Raw genomic sequence first — 15,544 nt, forward strand, 5'->3', positions numbered from 1 at the left:
CCGCGGCCTGATCCGCGGCCTCGGCCTCGGCAAGGACGGGCTGACCGACCGCGAGATCGCCGAACTGCCGACCATCGCCGAACAGGTGACCATGACCGAGCGCCGCTCCATGGCCGCCGAGCGCGCCGCCATGGACCGCTATATGGCCGCCTTCCTGTCCGAACGGGTCGGGGCCACGTTCACCGGCCGCATCACCGGCGTCACCCGCTTCGGCCTGTTCGTCCGCCTGGACGAGACCGGCGCCGACGGCCTCGTGCCCGTCTCCACCCTGGGCGGCGAGTATTTCCACCACGACGACCGCACCCATGCCCTCGTCGGCGAGCGCAGCGGCCAGCGCTGGACGCTGGGCCGCACCGTCGAGATCAAGCTGGTCGAGGCCACCCCGGTCACAGGCGGCCTGGTCTTCGAAATGCTCTCCGACCCCGCCCCGCGCGATCCCAACGCCCCCGCCGCCCGTCTCGGCGTTCGCGCCCGCGGCCCCGGCGGCGGCGCCTTCCCCAAGCGCGGCGCCAACCGCCCCGGCGGTCCCAAGCCGCCCGGCGGCGGCCGTCCCTCCGGCGGTCTCAAGGGCGTCCGCAAGGGCAAGCGGCGGTAACCGGTCCTCCCCCTTGGGGGAGGAATGTAGCGGGCCAGCCTTCGCCTACCCCGCGAACAGGACCAGGTTGCCGTCGGGATCCGCGACGATGAAGGTCCGCGCGCCCCATTTTTCGGTTCGCAGCGGCTGATGGAAGGCGACGCCGGCGCGCCCGAACTCCTCGAACAGCGCTTCCGCGTCGTCGACCGCGATCGTCGCCGCCAGCACGTCGCCCTCGGTTTCGCGAAAGCCCGTCGCGAACGGCTGGCTGTCGACATGCCGGAGGTTCAGCCGCGCGCCGTCCCGGATGACCTGGGCGTAGAAGGCCGGCTCGCCGTGGGCGAAGGCCAGGCTGAATCCAAGCCGGCGCATATAGTGGTCCAGCGCCGCCCCGAGGTTGGTGACGAACAGCTGGGGTTCGGCGAAAAGCAGGGTCATGGCGGGCTCCCGGTAGGCTCGGCCGCCGCCCATGCTAAAGACAACCGATGCCCGCCGCCATCTCACAGCCCTTCGACGCCGCGCAAGACCTGAAGGACGCCCCTCGCACCGGTTCGGCGCAGCGCCCGAAGGACGCCGCCACCCTGATCCTCACCCGCGTGCGGAAGGGTTCGGCCGAGGTCCTGATGGGCCGCCGCGCGCCGGGGCACGTCTTCATGGCCTCCAAATGGGTCTTTCCCGGCGGCCGGGTGGAGCGGGCCGATCCCGGCGCCGCCTCGGCCAGCGAACTGCCTCCCGTGGACGCCGCCCGCCTGACCCGCGAGGTCTCCCCCCGCCGCGCCCGCGCCCTCGCCCTCGCCGCCGTGCGCGAGACCTTCGAGGAGACCGGCCTGCTGCTGGCCGAACCCGCCCCGCCCGCCTCCGTCGCCGGGCCGTGGCGCGAGTTCCGCGCCGCCGGGGCCCTGCCCGACCTCGCCGCCCTGTCCTACATCGCCCGCGCCATCACTCCGCCCGGCCGCACCCGCCGCTTCGACGCCCGCTTCTTCATGGCCGACGCCTCGGCGCTGCTGCATCCCGACCCCACTGCCGGCTCCGGCGAACTGGACGAGATCGCATGGCTGCCGCTGGAGGAGGCCCGCGCGGTCGACCTGCCCGCCATCACCCGCTTCGTCCTCGCCGAGGTGGCCGAACGCCTCGTCCATCGGGACCGCCCCGTGCCCTTCGTGCGCATGGTGCGCGGTCTGCACAGGGTGGAGCACCAGGACTGAGCCATGGCCGACAGCCCGATCACCCTGCGCCTGACCATCGCCGACCCGGTCGCCGGCGTCCGCTACAGCCTGCAGAAGGACGACGCGCCCTTCGAGCCGGTGACCGCCGCAGACGCACCCCTGTCCTTCGACGTGCCGATCCGCCTGTCGAACGACAACCGTTTCCTCGGCCCCTTCGTCCGCCGCGAGGGGCCCGACCGACGCTTCGTCTACATCCGCATCGGCATTTCGGCCGGCGATCACGCCAGCCCGTGGAGCCGCCGCGCCAAGATCGACATCCACGACATCCCGCCCGCCGTGCTCGATCAGGCCCGGGCCGGCCGCATCCTCGAGGCCACCCTCCCCGGCCGCGGCATGGACGGCTCGCCCGCCTGCGCCACCGTCCGGCCGGTCGCGCCGTGGCGCGCGCTTTGACCCGGACCCCGGCCGCCGGTATGCCCACGGCATGAAACTCGAGGCCCCGTTCATCAAGCTGCCGTTCCGGTTCGACGCCGCGCGGCTGCAGGAAGAGATCGCGGCCCTGCCCGCCGGCGGCTGGGTGCGCCACCCCAACAACCTCGACGGCAACAGCGCCCTGCGCCTGATCACCGTCGGCGGCGGCGAGAACGACGACGTGGCCGGCGCCATGGCCCCGACGCCCCACCTGCTCGCCTCGCCCTATCTGCAGCAGGTGCTGGCCCATTTCGGCGTGGTCTGGAGCCGTTCCCGCCTGATGAAACTGGGCCCCGGCGCCACCGTGCCGATGCACACCGACATCAATTACCACTGGTACCACCGGGTCCGGCTGCACATCCCGATCGTGACCACGCCCGACGTCAAATTCTTCTGCGACGACCAGGTCGTGAACATGGCCGAGGGCGAGTCGTGGATCTTCGACAACTGGCGCACCCACAAGGTCGAGAACAACTCGGACATCGAGCGCGTCCACCTCGTCGCCGACACCACCGGCAACAGCCGCTTCTGGGACATGGTCCACGCCGCCGCCACCAGCGAGATCGCGCCGCAGACCGTGCCGTACCAGCCCGGCGCCCGGGTCGGCATCGCCACCGAGCAGCACAACGTCTACCGCGTCATGCCGCCCTCGGAGGTCGACGATCTGCTGCGTGACCTCGTCGGGGAGACGATCTCGCTCAAACCCGGCGAGGCCGGCCGCGAGGAGATGGGCCGCTACGAACGCATCCTCTACGGTTTCCGCCAGGACTGGCGTCAGCTGTGGTCCCTGTTCGCCGACAGCGACCGTGGCATCCCCCATTACCGCAAGCGGCTCGAGATGCTGCTGCAGCAGGTCCAGAGCCTCGGCGACGATCTGCGGGTTCGCTCGAACCACATGCCGGTCCTGCGCGTCATCGGCCAGCGCATCGGCGCCTATGCCGTGAACCCCGAGGTCACCGGCCTGGGCGGCGCTTCCGCGGCGCCCGTCGCCGCCACCGCGCCCGCTGCCCGTCCGGTCGTGCGCACCCCCGACTACGACCGTCCGGTCATCATCGTCGCCGCGCCCCGCTCGGGCAGCACCGCCCTGTTCGAGACCCTCGCGGTCACCCCCCAGCTGCACAATCCGGGCGGCGAGGCCCACTGGCTGGTCGAGGGCTTCCGCATGTTCCTGCCCGGCGCGCCCGGCGTCGACTCCAACCGCCTCACCGCCGACCGCCTGACCCCCGAGATCGCCCTGGCCATGAAGTCGCGCCTGGCCGGGAAGCTGGTCGACGCCGCCGGCGCACCGGCCGACGCGCCGTCCATCCGCCTGCTCGAAAAGACGCCCAAGAACGCCCTGCGCATCCCCTTCTTCAACGCCCTGTTCCCCGACGCCCGCTTCGTCTTCCTGTGGCGCGAGCCCGAGGAGAACATCTCCAGCATCATCGACGCCTGGCGCGCCGGCGGCTGGGTCACCTATCCGGACCTGCCCGGCTGGGACGGCCCCTGGTCCCTGCTCCTGCCGCCCGGCTGGCAGGCGCTGAAGGGCAAGCCCCTGCCCGAGATCGCGGCCTACCAGTGGGCGACCACCAACCAGACCATCATGGACGATCTGGAGCAGCTGCCGGCCGACCGCCGCCACGTGGTCCGCTACAGCGACTTCCTCGCCGATCCCGCCGCCGTCATCCGCGGCGTCTGCGACTTCGCCGGTCTGGAGTTCGACACGGCGCTGTCGGAGCGCACCGGCGGCGACCTGCCCCCCTCGCGCCACACCCTGACCCCGCCCGAAGCCGGCAAGTGGAAGAAGAACGCCGCCGAGGTCGAACCGCTGATCCCGGGCCTGACGCCGCTGCTGGACCGCCTGCGCGCCTTCCGCTGAGCTAGTCCGCCACCGGCCGGGTCAGGTCGAACTCGACCCGCAGGAAGCGGCCCTCCGGGCGGCGCAGCTCATAGGCGAACATCCGTCCCGGATGCACCTCGACGGCCCAGACGTTGGTCGTCGAGACGGTCGCCCCGCCGGCGACGAACTGGTCGATCGACTCCTGGTCGACGGGGAATTCCTGCCGTTCGGCCGTCCCCTCGCCCGCCGTGTCGCCGCCGTACATGTGATAGCCGTGGATCACGCCCTCGGGGTCGCGATGGTCGTGCTTGAGCCGCAGGCCCGTCGCCGTCCGCGTCACGATCCAGCGCCGCGACCGGTCCTCGCCCACCGCGAACGGAATCCCCACCTCGCCCGCCGAGCAGTCGCGCACATGCATCAGCAGCCGGTTGCTGGCGAAGTTGGCGTCGGCCGGATCGGTCGTGACCACCCGCCCCTCGAACCTCTGTCCGCACAGGGCGTTCAGCCGCGCCATGAAGGCGTCCTGCGGATCGGCCGGCTCCGGCGTGCTTGCGCAACCCGCCAGCAGCGGCGACAGGGACAGGGCGGCGAGGGCGGCGAGGGCGAGGTGTTTCATGCCCCCACCCTGACCCGCTCCGGGGCCCGGCTCAACGCGTATCTGGCCCGGTTGACTTCCGGGCGCGCCTGAGTATGTTCCGCGCCTCTCATTTCAGCGGCTTTCGCCGTCGCAAAGGTAATTCCGATGGCCAAGCCGGCTTCCATCAAGATCCGCCTGAACTCCACCGCCGACACCGGCTTCTTCTACGTCACCAAGAAGAACGCCCGCACCATGACCGAAAAGATGGTCGTCAAGAAATACGACCCGGTCGTGCGCAAGCACGTCGAGTTCAAGGAAGGCAAGATCAAGTAAGGGTTCGCCCCCGCTGGATTTTCGGACGCCCGGTCGCAAGGCCGGGCGTTTTTCGTTGTCCGGCGTGCTAGGCTGCGGAATGAGCGATCCCGACGACGGCCAGCCGGATGCGTCCCCGGAAACCCCCATCCAGCGCGCCCTCCGCCTGAAGCAGGCCGTCATCGACGCCCGGCCCAAACCGCCCCGCGGCGGCCGCTTCCAGCGCGAGCAGGCCGCCAGCATAGCGACGGGCAAGTCCAAGCCGTGGATGAGCCGGTAGGCCCTAGGCCGCCCGCGCGATCACCTGGTTCCGGCCGCGCGACTTGGCCTCGTACACCCCCTCGTCGCCCCGCTTGAGCAGGGCGTCCGGCGTGTCCCCGGCCACGCTGGCCGCCACGCCGACCGAGACGGTGACCGTCAGCCCCTCCGTCCCGCCCATGATCGGGAACGGTTGGCCCCCGATGTCGCGGCGGATGCGGTCGGCCACCCGCGTGGCGTCCTCCAGGCTCGCGCCTGGCATCACCACCACGAACTCCTCGCCGCCCAGCCGGCACGGCAGGTCGATGGCCCGCACATTGGTCGCCAGCCGCACCGCGAACTCGCGCAGCACCTCGTCGCCGGCGTCGTGGCCGAAGCCGTCGTTGACCAGCTTGAAATGGTCGATGTCCATGACCAGCACGGCGACCGGGTCCCCGCCCTGCGCCGCCCGCCCGACCAGCGCCTGCAGCTGGCCGGCCATGTAGCGGCGATTGTGCAGTCCGGTCAGGGCGTCGGTGACCGCCATCTCGAGGCTGTAGTCCAGCTTCTCTTTCAGGAAGTCGGCGTAGCGCTTGCGCTTGATCTGCGTCCGGGCCCGAGCCATCAGCTCCTCGGGATCGACCGGGCGCGGCAGGATGTCGTTGACGCCCAGCTCCAGCGCCTTGAGCAGGCGCGGCCGGTCCGAGGCTTCCACCACGGCCAGGATCGGCGTCCGCCGCGAGGCCTCGCTGGACCGCACCTGGGCCACGAACCGCAGGCCGTCGAAACCGGCGCTCGAGACGTTGACGATCATCAGGTCGATCGGCCCCCGCGCCGCGATCAGGGCGGCGGCCGGATCGGTCTCCGCGACGGGCCGGTGCTCCTTGGCCAGGTGCTCGATCATCTTGGCGGTCTGCAGTTCGCTGTCGTCGACGATCAGCACCCGCCCGCCGGAGCCGCGCAGCCGCCCGGCCCCGTCCGAATCGACCCCCATCCGGCGACCGCTCTCCTCGCGCTCGCGCAGCTCGTCCATCACCGCCTTCAGCCGCACCAGCGACTTGACGCGGGCGAACAGGATGACGTCGTCGATCGGCTTGGTGACGAAGTCGTCGGCCCCGACGTCCAGTCCCTTGATCTTGTCCTCGCGGCCGTCCAGCGCGGTGACCAGCACCACCGGAATGTGTCGCGTCACCGGATCGGCCTTCAGCCGCCGGCAGGTCTCGAACCCGTCCATGCCGGGCATCATCACGTCCAGCAGGATGATGTCGGGCCGCTCGGCCGCCGCGATCTCCAGCGCCGTGGCGCCGTCCATCGCGGTCAGCACCTCATAATATTCGATCGTCAGCTTGGCCTCGAGCAGGCGGACGTTCGGCTCGACGTCGTCGACGACAAGGATGCGCGCTGTCATGGAATGGCTGCCTCAACGGCCCCGAGGTGTTTGCGCACCACCTCGAGGAAATGCACCACCGAGATCGGCTTGGAGATATAGGCCTCGCAGCCGCCCTGCCGGATCCGCTCCTCGTCGCCCTTCATGGCGAAGGCGGTCACCGCGACCACCGGGATGTGGCTCAGCTCCTCGTCGTCCTTCAGCCATTTGGTGACTTCCAGGCCGCTGATCTCCGGCAGCTGGATGTCCATCAGGATCAGGTCGGGGCGGTGCTGACGCGCCAGGGCGAGCGCCTGCAGGCCCTCGCGGGTCTGCAGGGTGCGATACCCCTGGGACTCGAGCAGATCATGAAAGAGCTTCATGTTCAGTTCGTTATCCTCGACGATGAGGACCGTCTTCGACATCATCACCCGGCCTGACTCGCTTCCTGGGAAGCGCGGTTGCGCTGAGGCTTGCTCGCCTTCTTCAGACGCACTCTGTCCCGGCGTCTCTTAAGTTGACGTGAAGCGAAGGGCGAGCGTCCCTCCCGCTATCGTCATCCTCCGGCGAGCGCAGCGAGACCGGGGGACCCAGCGGCGCCGCAGCGAAGCGAAGGCGAAATGCTCGCCACCGGCGCCTTCGACAGGGTCGCGCTCACGCGCGCCGCTGGGTCCCCCGGTCTGCGCCGCTGCGCGGCTTGCCGGAGGATGACGATAGCGGGAATAGAGCCGATACTCCGCCCCGCCATGACCCCGTCCCGATGAAATCCATCTGCCGCGACTGCCTGTGGACCGCCGACGCCCTCGTCGAGCGTTGCGGCGCGTGCGACTCGCGCCGCGTCGTCCGCCACGACGAACTCGCCGACCTCGCCATCGCCCATCTCGACTGCGACGCCTTCTACGCCTCGGTCGAAAAGCGCGACCGGCCTGAGCTGCGCGATCTCCCGGTCATCGTCGGCGGCGGCAAGCGCGGCGTGGTCTCGACCTGCTGCTACGTCGCCCGCCAGTACGGCGTCCATTCGGCCATGCCGATGTTCAAGGCGCTCAAGGCCTGTCCCGACGCCGTCGTCATCAAGCCCGACTTCCGCAAATACGTGGCCGCCAGCGAGGCCATCTTCGGCGCCGTCGGCAAGCTGACGCCCCTGGTCCAGACCCTGTCCCTGGACGAGGCCTGGATCGGCCTCGCCGGCACCGAGCGCCTGAACGGCGGCCCGCCCGCCTTCCAGCTGGTCCGGCTGCAGAAGCAGATCGAGGAGCAGACCGGCCTCACGGTCTCGATCGGTCTCGCCGCCAACCGCTTCCTCGCCAAGGTCGCCTCCGAACTCGACAAGCCGCGCGGTTTTTCGGTCATCGGCTCCGAGGCCCGGGCCCTGCTGGCCCCGAAGCCCGTCGGCATCCTGCCCGGCGTCGGCCCGGTGTTCCGCAAGACCCTGCAGAGCGACGGCTTCGCCACCGTCGGCGATCTGGCCGCCGCCGACGTCCGCGACCTGATCAGACGCTATGGCGAGACCGGCCTGCGCCTGCACGACCTCGCCCACGGCCGCGACGCCCGCGCCGTGAAGCCCGAACACGACCGCAAGGGCATGAGCGCCGAGACCACCTTCAACGAGGACCTGACCCGCGCGGAAGATCTCGAGGCCGAGCTCTGGCCCCTGTGCGAGAAGCTGGCGTCCAAGGCCCGCCGCGACGGCGTCGCCAGCCGCGTCATCGTGCTCAAGCTGCGCCGCACCGACTTCAAAATCGTCACCCGCCGCGTCACCGTGCCCGAACCGGTCCAGACCGCCCGCGCCCTGTTCGCCGCCGGCCGCGAGCTGATGGCCCCCGAACTGGGCCGCCCTTACCGCCTGATCGGCATCGGCATGGGCGATGTCCAGGACGCCGTCGAGAGCCCCGCCGCCCTGTTCGACACCGCCGAGGCCCGCGCCCTCAAGACCGAAACCGTCATCGACCGCCTGAGGGCGAAGTTCGGCGCCGGCGCGGTGGTGGCGGGACGGGCGCTGAAGGGGTGACGATAGCGGGTGGGGGCGATGACGCTGTGCTGGCAATTCGCGGAATTATAGTCGACTTCGCTGGAAAACATCCCGCGCTGCCAAGGGCTTGGCCTTTTCTCGATCCGATTTGCCCGCCACAGGAGCCGGCCGCCGCACAATACCGCCGGTGTTTGGCAGCCGAACCGCCGCCCGCGCCGCCCGCGCCGCGTTCCCGGAGTCAGACTCTTCAGACTGTTCAGACCCTGTTTTGAGTCTGAACCACCTCGCCGGCCGCATCGACGCCGCCCTTCCCTCGCGCTAAACCGCCCCCAAACCGCACCAGGAGCCTTCCATGACCGTCGCCGCCCGCCTCGCCGAACTCGGCATCCAGCTGCCCGAACCGGCCAAGGCCGTGGCCAACTATGTCCCGTACGTTCTGACGGGAAACCTGCTCCACATCTCCGGCCAGCTGTCCAACGACGCCTCGGGCGGCATCAAGGGCACGGTCGGCGCCGACGTCACGCCCGAGCAGGCGCAGGCCGGCGCCCGGCTGTGCGGGATCAACCTGCTGGCCCAGATCTCCGCGGCGCTGGACGGCGACCTCGAGCGGGTCGTCCGGGTGGTCAAGCTGGGGGGCTTCGTCCAGGCCGCTGGCGACTTCGAGGCCATCCCCGCCGTCATCAACGGCTGCTCCGACCTGATGGTCGAGGCGTTCGGCGACAAGGGCCGCCACGCCCGCTCCGCCGTCGGCGTCTACAAGCTGCCCCTCGGCTTCGCCGTCGAGGTGGACGCCATCGTCGAGGTGCGGTGACCTTCACCCTGCGCGTAAACGATCGGGTCGCCGACATCGGCCGCGACGCCTGGGACGCCTGCGCCTCCCCGTCCGGCGACCCGTTCGTCTCCTTCGACTTTCTCGACGCCTGCGAGGCCTCCGGCAGCGCCGTCCCGCGCGAGGGCTGGGCCGGCCGCCACCTGTCGCTTCACGACGAAACGGACCGCGTCATCGGCGTCATGCCGCTCTGGCTCAAGGGCCACAGCCAGGGCGAATACGTCTTCGACCACAGCTGGGCCGACGCCTACGAGCGCGCCGGCGGCCTCTACTATCCCAAGCTGCTGGCCGCCGTGCCCTTCACCCCGGTCACCGGCCCCCGCTTCCTCGCCCATCCCGACGCCGACGCCGGAACCGTGCGCGAGGCGCTGCTGCAGGGCGCGCTGGCCTTGACCGACCGGCTCGGCGTCTCCTCCCTGCACATCAACTTCCCCACCCACGACGAGTGGCGCGCCCTGGGCGAGGCTGGCCTGCTCCAGCGCCAGGATATGCAGTACGTCTGGCGCAACGGCGGCTACCAGACCTTCGACGACTTCCTCTCGGCCCTGTCCTCGAGCCGTCGCAAGACCGTCCGCCGCGAACGCCGCGAGGCGCAGGCCGGGCTCGACATCCGCGTCCTCACCGGGGCCGACATCGAGGAAGCCCACTGGGACGCCTTCTTTGCCTTCTACATGGACACCGGCTCGCGCAAATGGGGCCGGCCCTATCTGACCCGCGACTTCTTCGGCCGGATCGGCGCGACCATGGCCGACCGCATCGCCCTGGTCATGGCCTTCCGTGACGGGATCCCGATCGCCGGGGCGCTGAATCTGATCGGCCGCGACGCCCTCTACGGCCGCCAGTGGGGCGCGCTGGACGACGTGCCCTTCCTCCACTTCGAGCTCTGCTACTACCGGGCCATCGAGTTCGCCATCGGGCGCGGCCTGTCGCGAGTCGAGGCCGGGGCCCAGGGCGAGCACAAGATCGCCCGCGGCTACCTGCCCTCCCCGGTCTGGTCCGCCCACTGGATCGCCGACCCGGCCCTGCGGGCGCCCGTCGCCGACTATCTGGAGCGCGAACGCCCGGCCGTCGACGCCGAGATCGACGCCATGGCCGCCGAGCTGTCGCCCTTCCGCAAGGACCTGGGATGACTCAGTCGATCCGCCGTCCGTCGCCGCCGATGAACCAGCCGGCGATCCAGCTCACCACGCCGGTGACGATGGCCGCGCCGATGCCGGCCCACAGGCCGTCAACCGTGAACCCGCCCAGCAGCACCGCCACCAGTCCGATCACCGCCGCGTTCACAACCAGCAGGAACAGACCGAAGGTGATGATCGTCAGCGGAAAGGTCAGGACGGTCAGGATCGGCCGCACGATGATGTTGGCGATCCCCAGCAGGATCGCGGCCAGCAGCAGCGTGGGCGTATCACTGAACCCGACGCCGGGCACGACCTGCGCCGCCAGCCACAGGGCCAGGCAGGTGACGAGAAACTGGACGATGAACCGCAGCATGGCCGACTCCTTCTGGACCTTGACCATAACACCCGAACGCGGCCGGGGCTCCCCTCTCCCTGTCCCCGTTGCTAGCCTCGTCTGAACGCCGCCCGGAGCCGCCCGTGACCCTGCAAGCCCCCTACGACCCCGACAACATCTTCGCCAAGATCCTGCGCGGCGAGATCCCGGCCGTGAAGGTCTGGGAAGACGATCACGTCCTCGCCTTCATGGACGTCTTCCCCCAGTCCGAGGGCCATGTCCTGATCGTTTCGAAGACCTCGACCGCCCGCACCCTGCTGGACATCGAGCCCGACGCCCTGGCCCGTCTGATCGCCGCCACCCAGCGCACCGCACGGGCGGTGGTCGCGGCGCTGGATCCCGACGGTTTCCAGATCATGCAGCTGAATGGCGAGGCCGGCGGGCAGACGGTCTTCCACCTGCATTTCCACGTCATCCCGCGCTGGTTCGATCGCCCCATGAAGGGCCACGGCCACGCCCCGATGGCCGAGCCGGAGGCCCTGCGCGCCCTCGCCGATCGCATCGCCGCCGGCCTTGACTGATCAACGTTCATTGACGGGCGTCGCGGCGAGGGTAGCCTCCGTCCGGTAGCGGACTCACCGCACGCCTTGGGAGGGGCGATCCATGAACGCGAAACTCAACTGGATGGGCATCATCGTGGCGACCGTGGTCGCCTTCTTCATCGGCTTCCTCTGGTACGGCCTGATCTTCGAGGCGACCTGGCTGGCGCTCACCAACACGACCAAGAGCGAAGACATGTCGATGCTGCCGATGGCGTACGGCTTCGTGCAAACCTTCGTCACCATGGTCGGCCTTGGCTGGTTCATTGCTCGCGACGGCGACGCCGGCTGGATGGCCGGGCTCAAGATCGGCCTCGTCGCCGGCGTCTGTTTCGCCCTGATGACCTCGGCCTACGGCTTCCTCTACGGGACCGCGCCGATCGGCCTGCTGCCCATCGACTGGAGCCATCTGCTGGTCATCTACGCCGTCGGCGGCGCCATCATCGGCGGACTGAAGATGAAGCCCAAAACCTGACGGACGTCGCGCTTGCGTCAACCGCTGCTCGCCAGCATAAGAGCCGCCGTCACGACGGGCGCCGGTTTAGCTCAGCTGGTAGAGCAGCGGTTTTGTAAACCGAAGGTCGCGGGTTCGATTCCTGCAACCGGCACCAGTCCTGTCAGAGCCTGCGCTCGCCGCAGCCCCGGCACACGAATGTGCCCTTGCGGCTCCGGCTCGTATCCCACTGGTGACGACAGAACAGCCCCCGGACGAGCGTGAACAGGCTTCGACTGCGGCGGGCTGACGGGGCGATCGTCCCGGCGGGGCTCAGCATCGGTGCGCCGATCGGGCGTCATGCAGGCGGGCGAAATGCCCGGCCGCCTCCGCGCCGAACAGCACGGGATCGGCCGAATGCGCGTCTTCTATCACGGCAAGCACGGCGTCGATCGCCTCCTCCCGCGTCGGCTTGGCCCCCTCGACCAGCCGGTCCAGCAGGCCGAGCAGCATGTCCCGCCGTTCGCGCGCCTGCGTCTTCAGCGCCCTGGCTCCGGGTCGTAGCATTTTCGGAGACCTCACGGCGGCGCGCGGCCCAGGCTCTTCGAAATCGATGAAGACGTTCCCGGCGGGCTCGAACTCGGGCAAGGCGTCCAGCGCCAGCGGCGCCTCGGCGACCCCATGCGCCGTGAACGCCGCGGCCCGCGGCTCTGCGGTCAGAACGTCGGCGGCCTCGGCCGCCTGACGCTTGCCGCATCGGCGGCAGCGATCCGAGCGATGGCGCTCGGACCAGTAGAAATCGTGCCTGCAAAGCAGAGGCTTGAGTGGCGACAGCATCGATAGGTTCCCCGGACCGGGGACGAATCGCCGATTTACTTACGATTTGTCAACCATGGTTCTCCCGACGAGGGAGGAACGCGGTTAACCGCCCCCCAGCGCGACCGACACGCGATAAGTGACCAAGGCCGCGAGATAGGCCAGGCCGAACATATAGGCGACCATCACCCACATCCATTTCCACGAGTTGGTCTCGCGCTTGACCACGCCCAGCGTCGCCACGCACTGCGGCGCGAAGATGTACCAGGCCAGGAAGGCCAGACCGGTCGCCAGCGACCACTGCCCGGCCAGCGTGGTGGCCAGGACCGCCGTGGCGGTCTCGGGGTTGGCCACGGCATAAACGGTGCCGAGCGCGGCCACCGCCACCTCCCGCGCCGCCATGCCGGGGACCAGGGCGATCACCATCTGCCAGTTGAAACCGATCGGTGCGAAGATCGGCTCCAGCGCCTTTCCGATCATGCCGGCGAAGCTGTAGTCGATGGCCGGCGCCGTCGCGCCTTCGGGCGGATAGGGGAAGGTCGACAGCGCCCAGACCAGCACCATCAGCGGCAGGATGATCCGCCCCGCCCGCTCGAGAAATATCCGGGCCCGGAGCCACAGATTGAACGACACGCTGCGCAGATCCGGTGTCTTGTAGGCGGGCAGTTCCATCATGAAGGGCTCGACCGCCCCCCGCCAGAAGATGCGCCGGATCACGAACGACACCGCCAGCGCGCTGAGAATCCCCGCCGCATAGAGGCCAAACATCACCAGCCCTTGCAGGTTGGCGAAACCCCAGACCGTCTGGCTCGGAATGAAGGCGGCGATGATCAGGGTGTAGACCGGTATCCGCGCCGAACAGGTCATCAGCGGCGCGACCATGATGGTCGTCAGCCGGTCGCGCTTGGAGTCGATCACCCGCGCCGCCATCACACCCGGAATGGCGCAGGCGAAACTGGAAAGCAGGGGGATGAAGGCCCGCCCATGCAGCCCCGCCCCACCCATGATCCTGTCCATCAGGAACGCGGCCCGGGCCATGTAGCCGAAGTCCTCGAGCAGGATGATGAACAGGAACAGGATCAGGATCTGCGGCAGGAAGACCAGCACGCTGCCCACCCCCGAGATCAGGCCGTCGACGATCAGGCTCTGCCAGATGCCGTCTGGAACGGCCGTCGCGACCCAGGCGCCCAGCAGGCCGAGCGCGCCCTCGATGCCGTCCATAAGCGGCGTGGCCCAGGTGAAGACCGCCTGGAACATCACGAACAGCAGGGCCAGCAGGATGACCAGCCCGCCGACCGGGTGCAGCAGGACGGAGTCGATCCGTCCGGTCAGCGTATCCGGCCGCTCGGGCGGCTGGACGCAGGCCTTCATGATCCGCTCGGCTTCCCGCGCCGCGCCCCGCAGGGCGGCGGCGTCCGGCGGAGCCCACGCCATCCCGGCGGTCGGGGACCAGGTCCCGGCCGCGGCCCCGATGGCCGAGACCAGTTCCTCAATGCCGCGCCGGCGGGTGGCGACCGTGGTCACGATCGGCAGGCCCAGTTCGGCGGAAAGCTTCTCCAGATCGATCCGCAGCCCCTGACGCTGGGCGATGTCGTACATGTTCAGCGCCAGCACCATCGGTCGCCCGACGGCCTTCAGCTCCAGCACCAGCCGCAGCACCAGACGCAGATTGGTGGCGTCGGCCACGCAGACGATGACGTCCGGCGGCGTCTCGCCGGCCAGCCGCCCCAGCACCGCGTCGCGAGTCACTTCCTCATCCGGGCTGCGGGCGCGCAGCGAATAGGTGCCGGGCAGATCGAGCACCGACAGGGTCCGTCCGTCACCGCCGCGGATGAAGCCTTCCTTGCGCTCGACCGTCACGCCGGCGTAGTTCGCCACCTTCTGGTGCGCGCCGGTCAGGGCGTTGAACAGCGCCGTCTTGCCGCTGTTGGGATTGCCGACGAGCGCGACGCGCGCGCTCCGAACCGCCATATCCATCAGGCGGGAACCTGCGCCGCGGCGGCGGGAACCGCGACCGCGGCAGCCGCGGCATCCATCCGGACGATCAGCCCGGCCGCCTCGTGCCGGCGCAGCGCCACGCGCATGTCGTCCACCTTCATGGCGATCGGATCGCGGCCCAGCAGCCCTTCGTGCAGGAGTTCGATCCGCGCGCCCTCGACGAAGCCCAGTTCCAGCAGCCGCCGCTCGAGCTCCAGCGCATGCTCATCGTGATGGCAGTGATCGCCCACCTGGACGATGACGCCGCGATCACCGCGCCGGGCCTGGCTGAGTCGAATGGTGTCGGACATGACGCTCACGCAACGGCGCGACCGATGCGCCTATCTGACAGTGATTATCAGGTGCGATAGCCGTCCGTCCACCCTGCTGAAGCGTCGCAGGCCGTTGTCGTCGGGCCGGGTTGCGCTATCACTGGCCCGTTACGGAGGCCTCGATGAATCGCCCTGTCCTGATCGCCCTCGCCGGCTTCTGTCTCGCGTCCTGCAGTGAGGGCGGAGACGGCGGCGACGGCGCCGCGTCCGCCCCGCGCCGTCCGGCTCCCACAGCACCGGAAAAGGCGGCTCTGCTGGCCGCCCTGCCCGCGCCCTATAATCAGGCTGATCTCGACAACGGTCGGCGTGTTTTCGCCCGCTGCCGCTCGTGCCACACGATCACTGAGGGCGGGCCGAACATGACCGGACCCAACCTGTACGGCGTCTTCGGACGGGCGGCGGGCGGCCACCCCGGCTACAACTATTCGACCGCCGTCCGACAGGCGGGCTTCACCTGGGACGCGGACCGGCTGGACCACTGGCTGGAGAACCCGCGCACCTTCCTGAAGGGCACGAAGATGAGCTTCGCCGGCATCCCGGACGCCACCGACCGCCGCGACGTCATCGCCTTCCTCAAGGTAGAGACGGGCTACACGCCGCCCGCCCGGCCCTGAT

20 protein-coding genes and 1 tRNA gene are annotated in these 15,544 nt (G+C 69.7%); 13 read left to right on the forward strand and 8 right to left on the reverse strand.

Annotated elements, in window-relative coordinates:
* Positions 1-595 (forward strand): S1 RNA-binding domain-containing protein (locus VEB62_RS03210; protein WP_324795292.1); only part of this gene is annotated, 595 nt, incomplete at its 5' end.
* A gap of 45 nt (positions 596-640) precedes the next feature.
* On the opposite strand, the gene VEB62_RS03215 is transcribed toward VEB62_RS03210, so the two are convergent.
* Positions 641-1,012 (reverse strand): VOC family protein, encoded by a 372-nt coding sequence (locus VEB62_RS03215; RefSeq protein ID WP_324795293.1) that lies wholly within the window; start codon positions 1,010-1,012, stop codon positions 641-643.
* Between the two features lie 47 nt (positions 1,013-1,059).
* On the opposite strand from VEB62_RS03215, the gene VEB62_RS03220 reads away from it, so the two are divergent.
* The 3 genes from VEB62_RS03220 to VEB62_RS03230 are packed head-to-tail and all read left to right on the forward strand — an operon-like array spanning position 1,060 to position 4,069.
* The gene (locus VEB62_RS03220; RefSeq protein ID WP_324795295.1) at positions 1,060-1,779 is read left to right on the forward strand and encodes an NUDIX hydrolase; all 720 of its coding nucleotides are present in this window, start codon (positions 1,060-1,062) and stop codon (positions 1,777-1,779) included.
* A 3-nt stretch (positions 1,780-1,782) separates the two neighbouring features.
* Positions 1,783-2,193 (forward strand): DUF5990 family protein, encoded by a 411-nt coding sequence (locus tag VEB62_RS03225; protein ID WP_324795297.1) that lies wholly within the window; start codon positions 1,783-1,785, stop codon positions 2,191-2,193.
* Between the two features lie 31 nt (positions 2,194-2,224).
* Positions 2,225-4,069 carry a sulfotransferase gene (locus VEB62_RS03230; protein WP_324795299.1) on the forward strand — a complete coding sequence of 615 codons (1,845 nt, stop codon included), beginning with the start codon at positions 2,225-2,227 and terminating at the stop codon, positions 4,067-4,069.
* A gap of 1 nt (position 4,070) precedes the next feature.
* Here VEB62_RS03230 and VEB62_RS03235 read toward each other — a convergent pair whose 3' ends face one another.
* Positions 4,071-4,646: a hypothetical protein gene (locus VEB62_RS03235; RefSeq protein ID WP_324795301.1), complete on the reverse strand. Its 576-nt coding sequence runs from the start codon at positions 4,644-4,646 to the stop codon at positions 4,071-4,073.
* A gap of 126 nt (positions 4,647-4,772) precedes the next feature.
* Between VEB62_RS03235 and rpmG the strand changes: the two genes are divergently transcribed.
* Complete coding sequence (rpmG, locus tag VEB62_RS03240) at positions 4,773-4,940, forward strand: 50S ribosomal protein L33 (RefSeq protein ID WP_003164451.1); 168 nt, start codon at positions 4,773-4,775, stop codon at positions 4,938-4,940.
* Between the two features lie 79 nt (positions 4,941-5,019).
* On the forward strand, positions 5,020-5,199 hold the full coding sequence (locus VEB62_RS03245) for a hypothetical protein (protein ID WP_324795316.1): 180 nt from the start codon (positions 5,020-5,022) through the stop codon (positions 5,197-5,199).
* A 3-nt stretch (positions 5,200-5,202) separates the two neighbouring features.
* On the opposite strand, the gene VEB62_RS03250 is transcribed toward VEB62_RS03245, so the two are convergent.
* Together VEB62_RS03250 and VEB62_RS03255 are read right to left on the reverse strand one after the other, a co-directional pair.
* Entirely contained in the window at positions 5,203-6,564 is a 1,362-nt protein-coding gene (locus VEB62_RS03250; protein ID WP_324795317.1) for a PleD family two-component system response regulator, read from the reverse strand.
* The gene (locus tag VEB62_RS03255; protein WP_324795318.1) at positions 6,561-6,947 is read right to left on the reverse strand and encodes a response regulator; all 387 of its coding nucleotides are present in this window, start codon (positions 6,945-6,947) and stop codon (positions 6,561-6,563) included. The genes VEB62_RS03250 and VEB62_RS03255 overlap by 4 nt, the downstream gene beginning before the upstream one ends.
* A 335-nt stretch (positions 6,948-7,282) precedes the next feature.
* Between VEB62_RS03255 and VEB62_RS03260 the strand changes: the two genes are divergently transcribed.
* The 3 genes from VEB62_RS03260 to VEB62_RS03270 all read left to right on the forward strand — a co-directional run bounded on the left by VEB62_RS03260 (position 7,283) and on the right by VEB62_RS03270 (position 10,450).
* On the forward strand, positions 7,283-8,530 hold the full coding sequence (locus tag VEB62_RS03260; protein ID WP_324795320.1) for a DNA polymerase IV: 1,248 nt from the start codon (positions 7,283-7,285) through the stop codon (positions 8,528-8,530).
* A 313-nt stretch (positions 8,531-8,843) separates the two neighbouring features.
* The gene (locus tag VEB62_RS03265; protein ID WP_324795322.1) at positions 8,844-9,302 is read left to right on the forward strand and encodes a RidA family protein; all 459 of its coding nucleotides are present in this window, start codon (positions 8,844-8,846) and stop codon (positions 9,300-9,302) included.
* Entirely contained in the window at positions 9,299-10,450 is a 1,152-nt protein-coding gene (locus VEB62_RS03270) for a GNAT family N-acetyltransferase (RefSeq protein ID WP_324795323.1), read from the forward strand. Before VEB62_RS03265 ends, VEB62_RS03270 begins: the two co-directional genes overlap by 4 nt.
* 1 nt (position 10,451) lies before the next feature.
* Here VEB62_RS03270 and VEB62_RS03275 read toward each other — a convergent pair whose 3' ends face one another.
* Positions 10,452-10,811 carry a phage holin family protein gene (locus VEB62_RS03275; protein WP_324795325.1) on the reverse strand — a complete coding sequence of 120 codons (360 nt, stop codon included), beginning with the start codon at positions 10,809-10,811 and terminating at the stop codon, positions 10,452-10,454.
* Positions 10,812-10,915: 104 nt separating this feature from the next.
* On the opposite strand from VEB62_RS03275, the gene VEB62_RS03280 reads away from it, so the two are divergent.
* From VEB62_RS03280 to VEB62_RS03290, 3 genes are all read left to right on the forward strand, one after another.
* Positions 10,916-11,353, forward strand: coding sequence for an HIT family protein (locus VEB62_RS03280; RefSeq protein WP_324795327.1), 438 nt, complete (start codon positions 10,916-10,918; stop codon positions 11,351-11,353).
* Between the two features lie 82 nt (positions 11,354-11,435).
* Positions 11,436-11,846, forward strand: a complete 411-nt coding sequence (locus VEB62_RS03285; RefSeq protein WP_324795329.1) for a DUF1761 domain-containing protein — start codon at positions 11,436-11,438, stop codon at positions 11,844-11,846.
* 60 nt (positions 11,847-11,906) lie between these two features.
* Positions 11,907-11,982 (forward strand) — tRNA-Thr (locus VEB62_RS03290).
* Between the two features lie 155 nt (positions 11,983-12,137).
* On the opposite strand, the gene VEB62_RS03295 is transcribed toward VEB62_RS03290, so the two are convergent.
* The 3 genes from VEB62_RS03295 to VEB62_RS03305 form a co-directional block, all read right to left on the reverse strand.
* Positions 12,138-12,641 carry a hypothetical protein gene (locus tag VEB62_RS03295; RefSeq protein ID WP_324795332.1) on the reverse strand — a complete coding sequence of 168 codons (504 nt, stop codon included), beginning with the start codon at positions 12,639-12,641 and terminating at the stop codon, positions 12,138-12,140.
* Positions 12,642-12,725: 84 nt separating this feature from the next.
* Positions 12,726-14,597, reverse strand: a complete 1,872-nt coding sequence (gene feoB, locus VEB62_RS03300) for a ferrous iron transporter B (protein WP_324795334.1) — start codon at positions 14,595-14,597, stop codon at positions 12,726-12,728.
* Positions 14,597-14,908 carry a FeoA family protein gene (locus VEB62_RS03305; RefSeq protein WP_324795336.1) on the reverse strand — a complete coding sequence of 104 codons (312 nt, stop codon included), beginning with the start codon at positions 14,906-14,908 and terminating at the stop codon, positions 14,597-14,599. Before VEB62_RS03305 ends, feoB begins: the two co-directional genes overlap by 1 nt.
* Positions 14,909-15,051: 143 nt before the next feature.
* Here VEB62_RS03305 and VEB62_RS03310 point away from each other — a divergent pair, with 143 nt between their 5' ends.
* A complete protein-coding gene (locus VEB62_RS03310) occupies positions 15,052-15,543 on the forward strand; it encodes a c-type cytochrome (protein WP_324795339.1) in 492 nt (163 codons plus the stop codon).
* The last annotated feature ends 1 nt before the right edge of the window (position 15,544 follow it).

This window comes from Brevundimonas sp. (assembly GCF_035626975.1).
In the GTDB taxonomy this organism is placed as follows: domain Bacteria; phylum Pseudomonadota; class Alphaproteobacteria; order Caulobacterales; family Caulobacteraceae; genus Brevundimonas.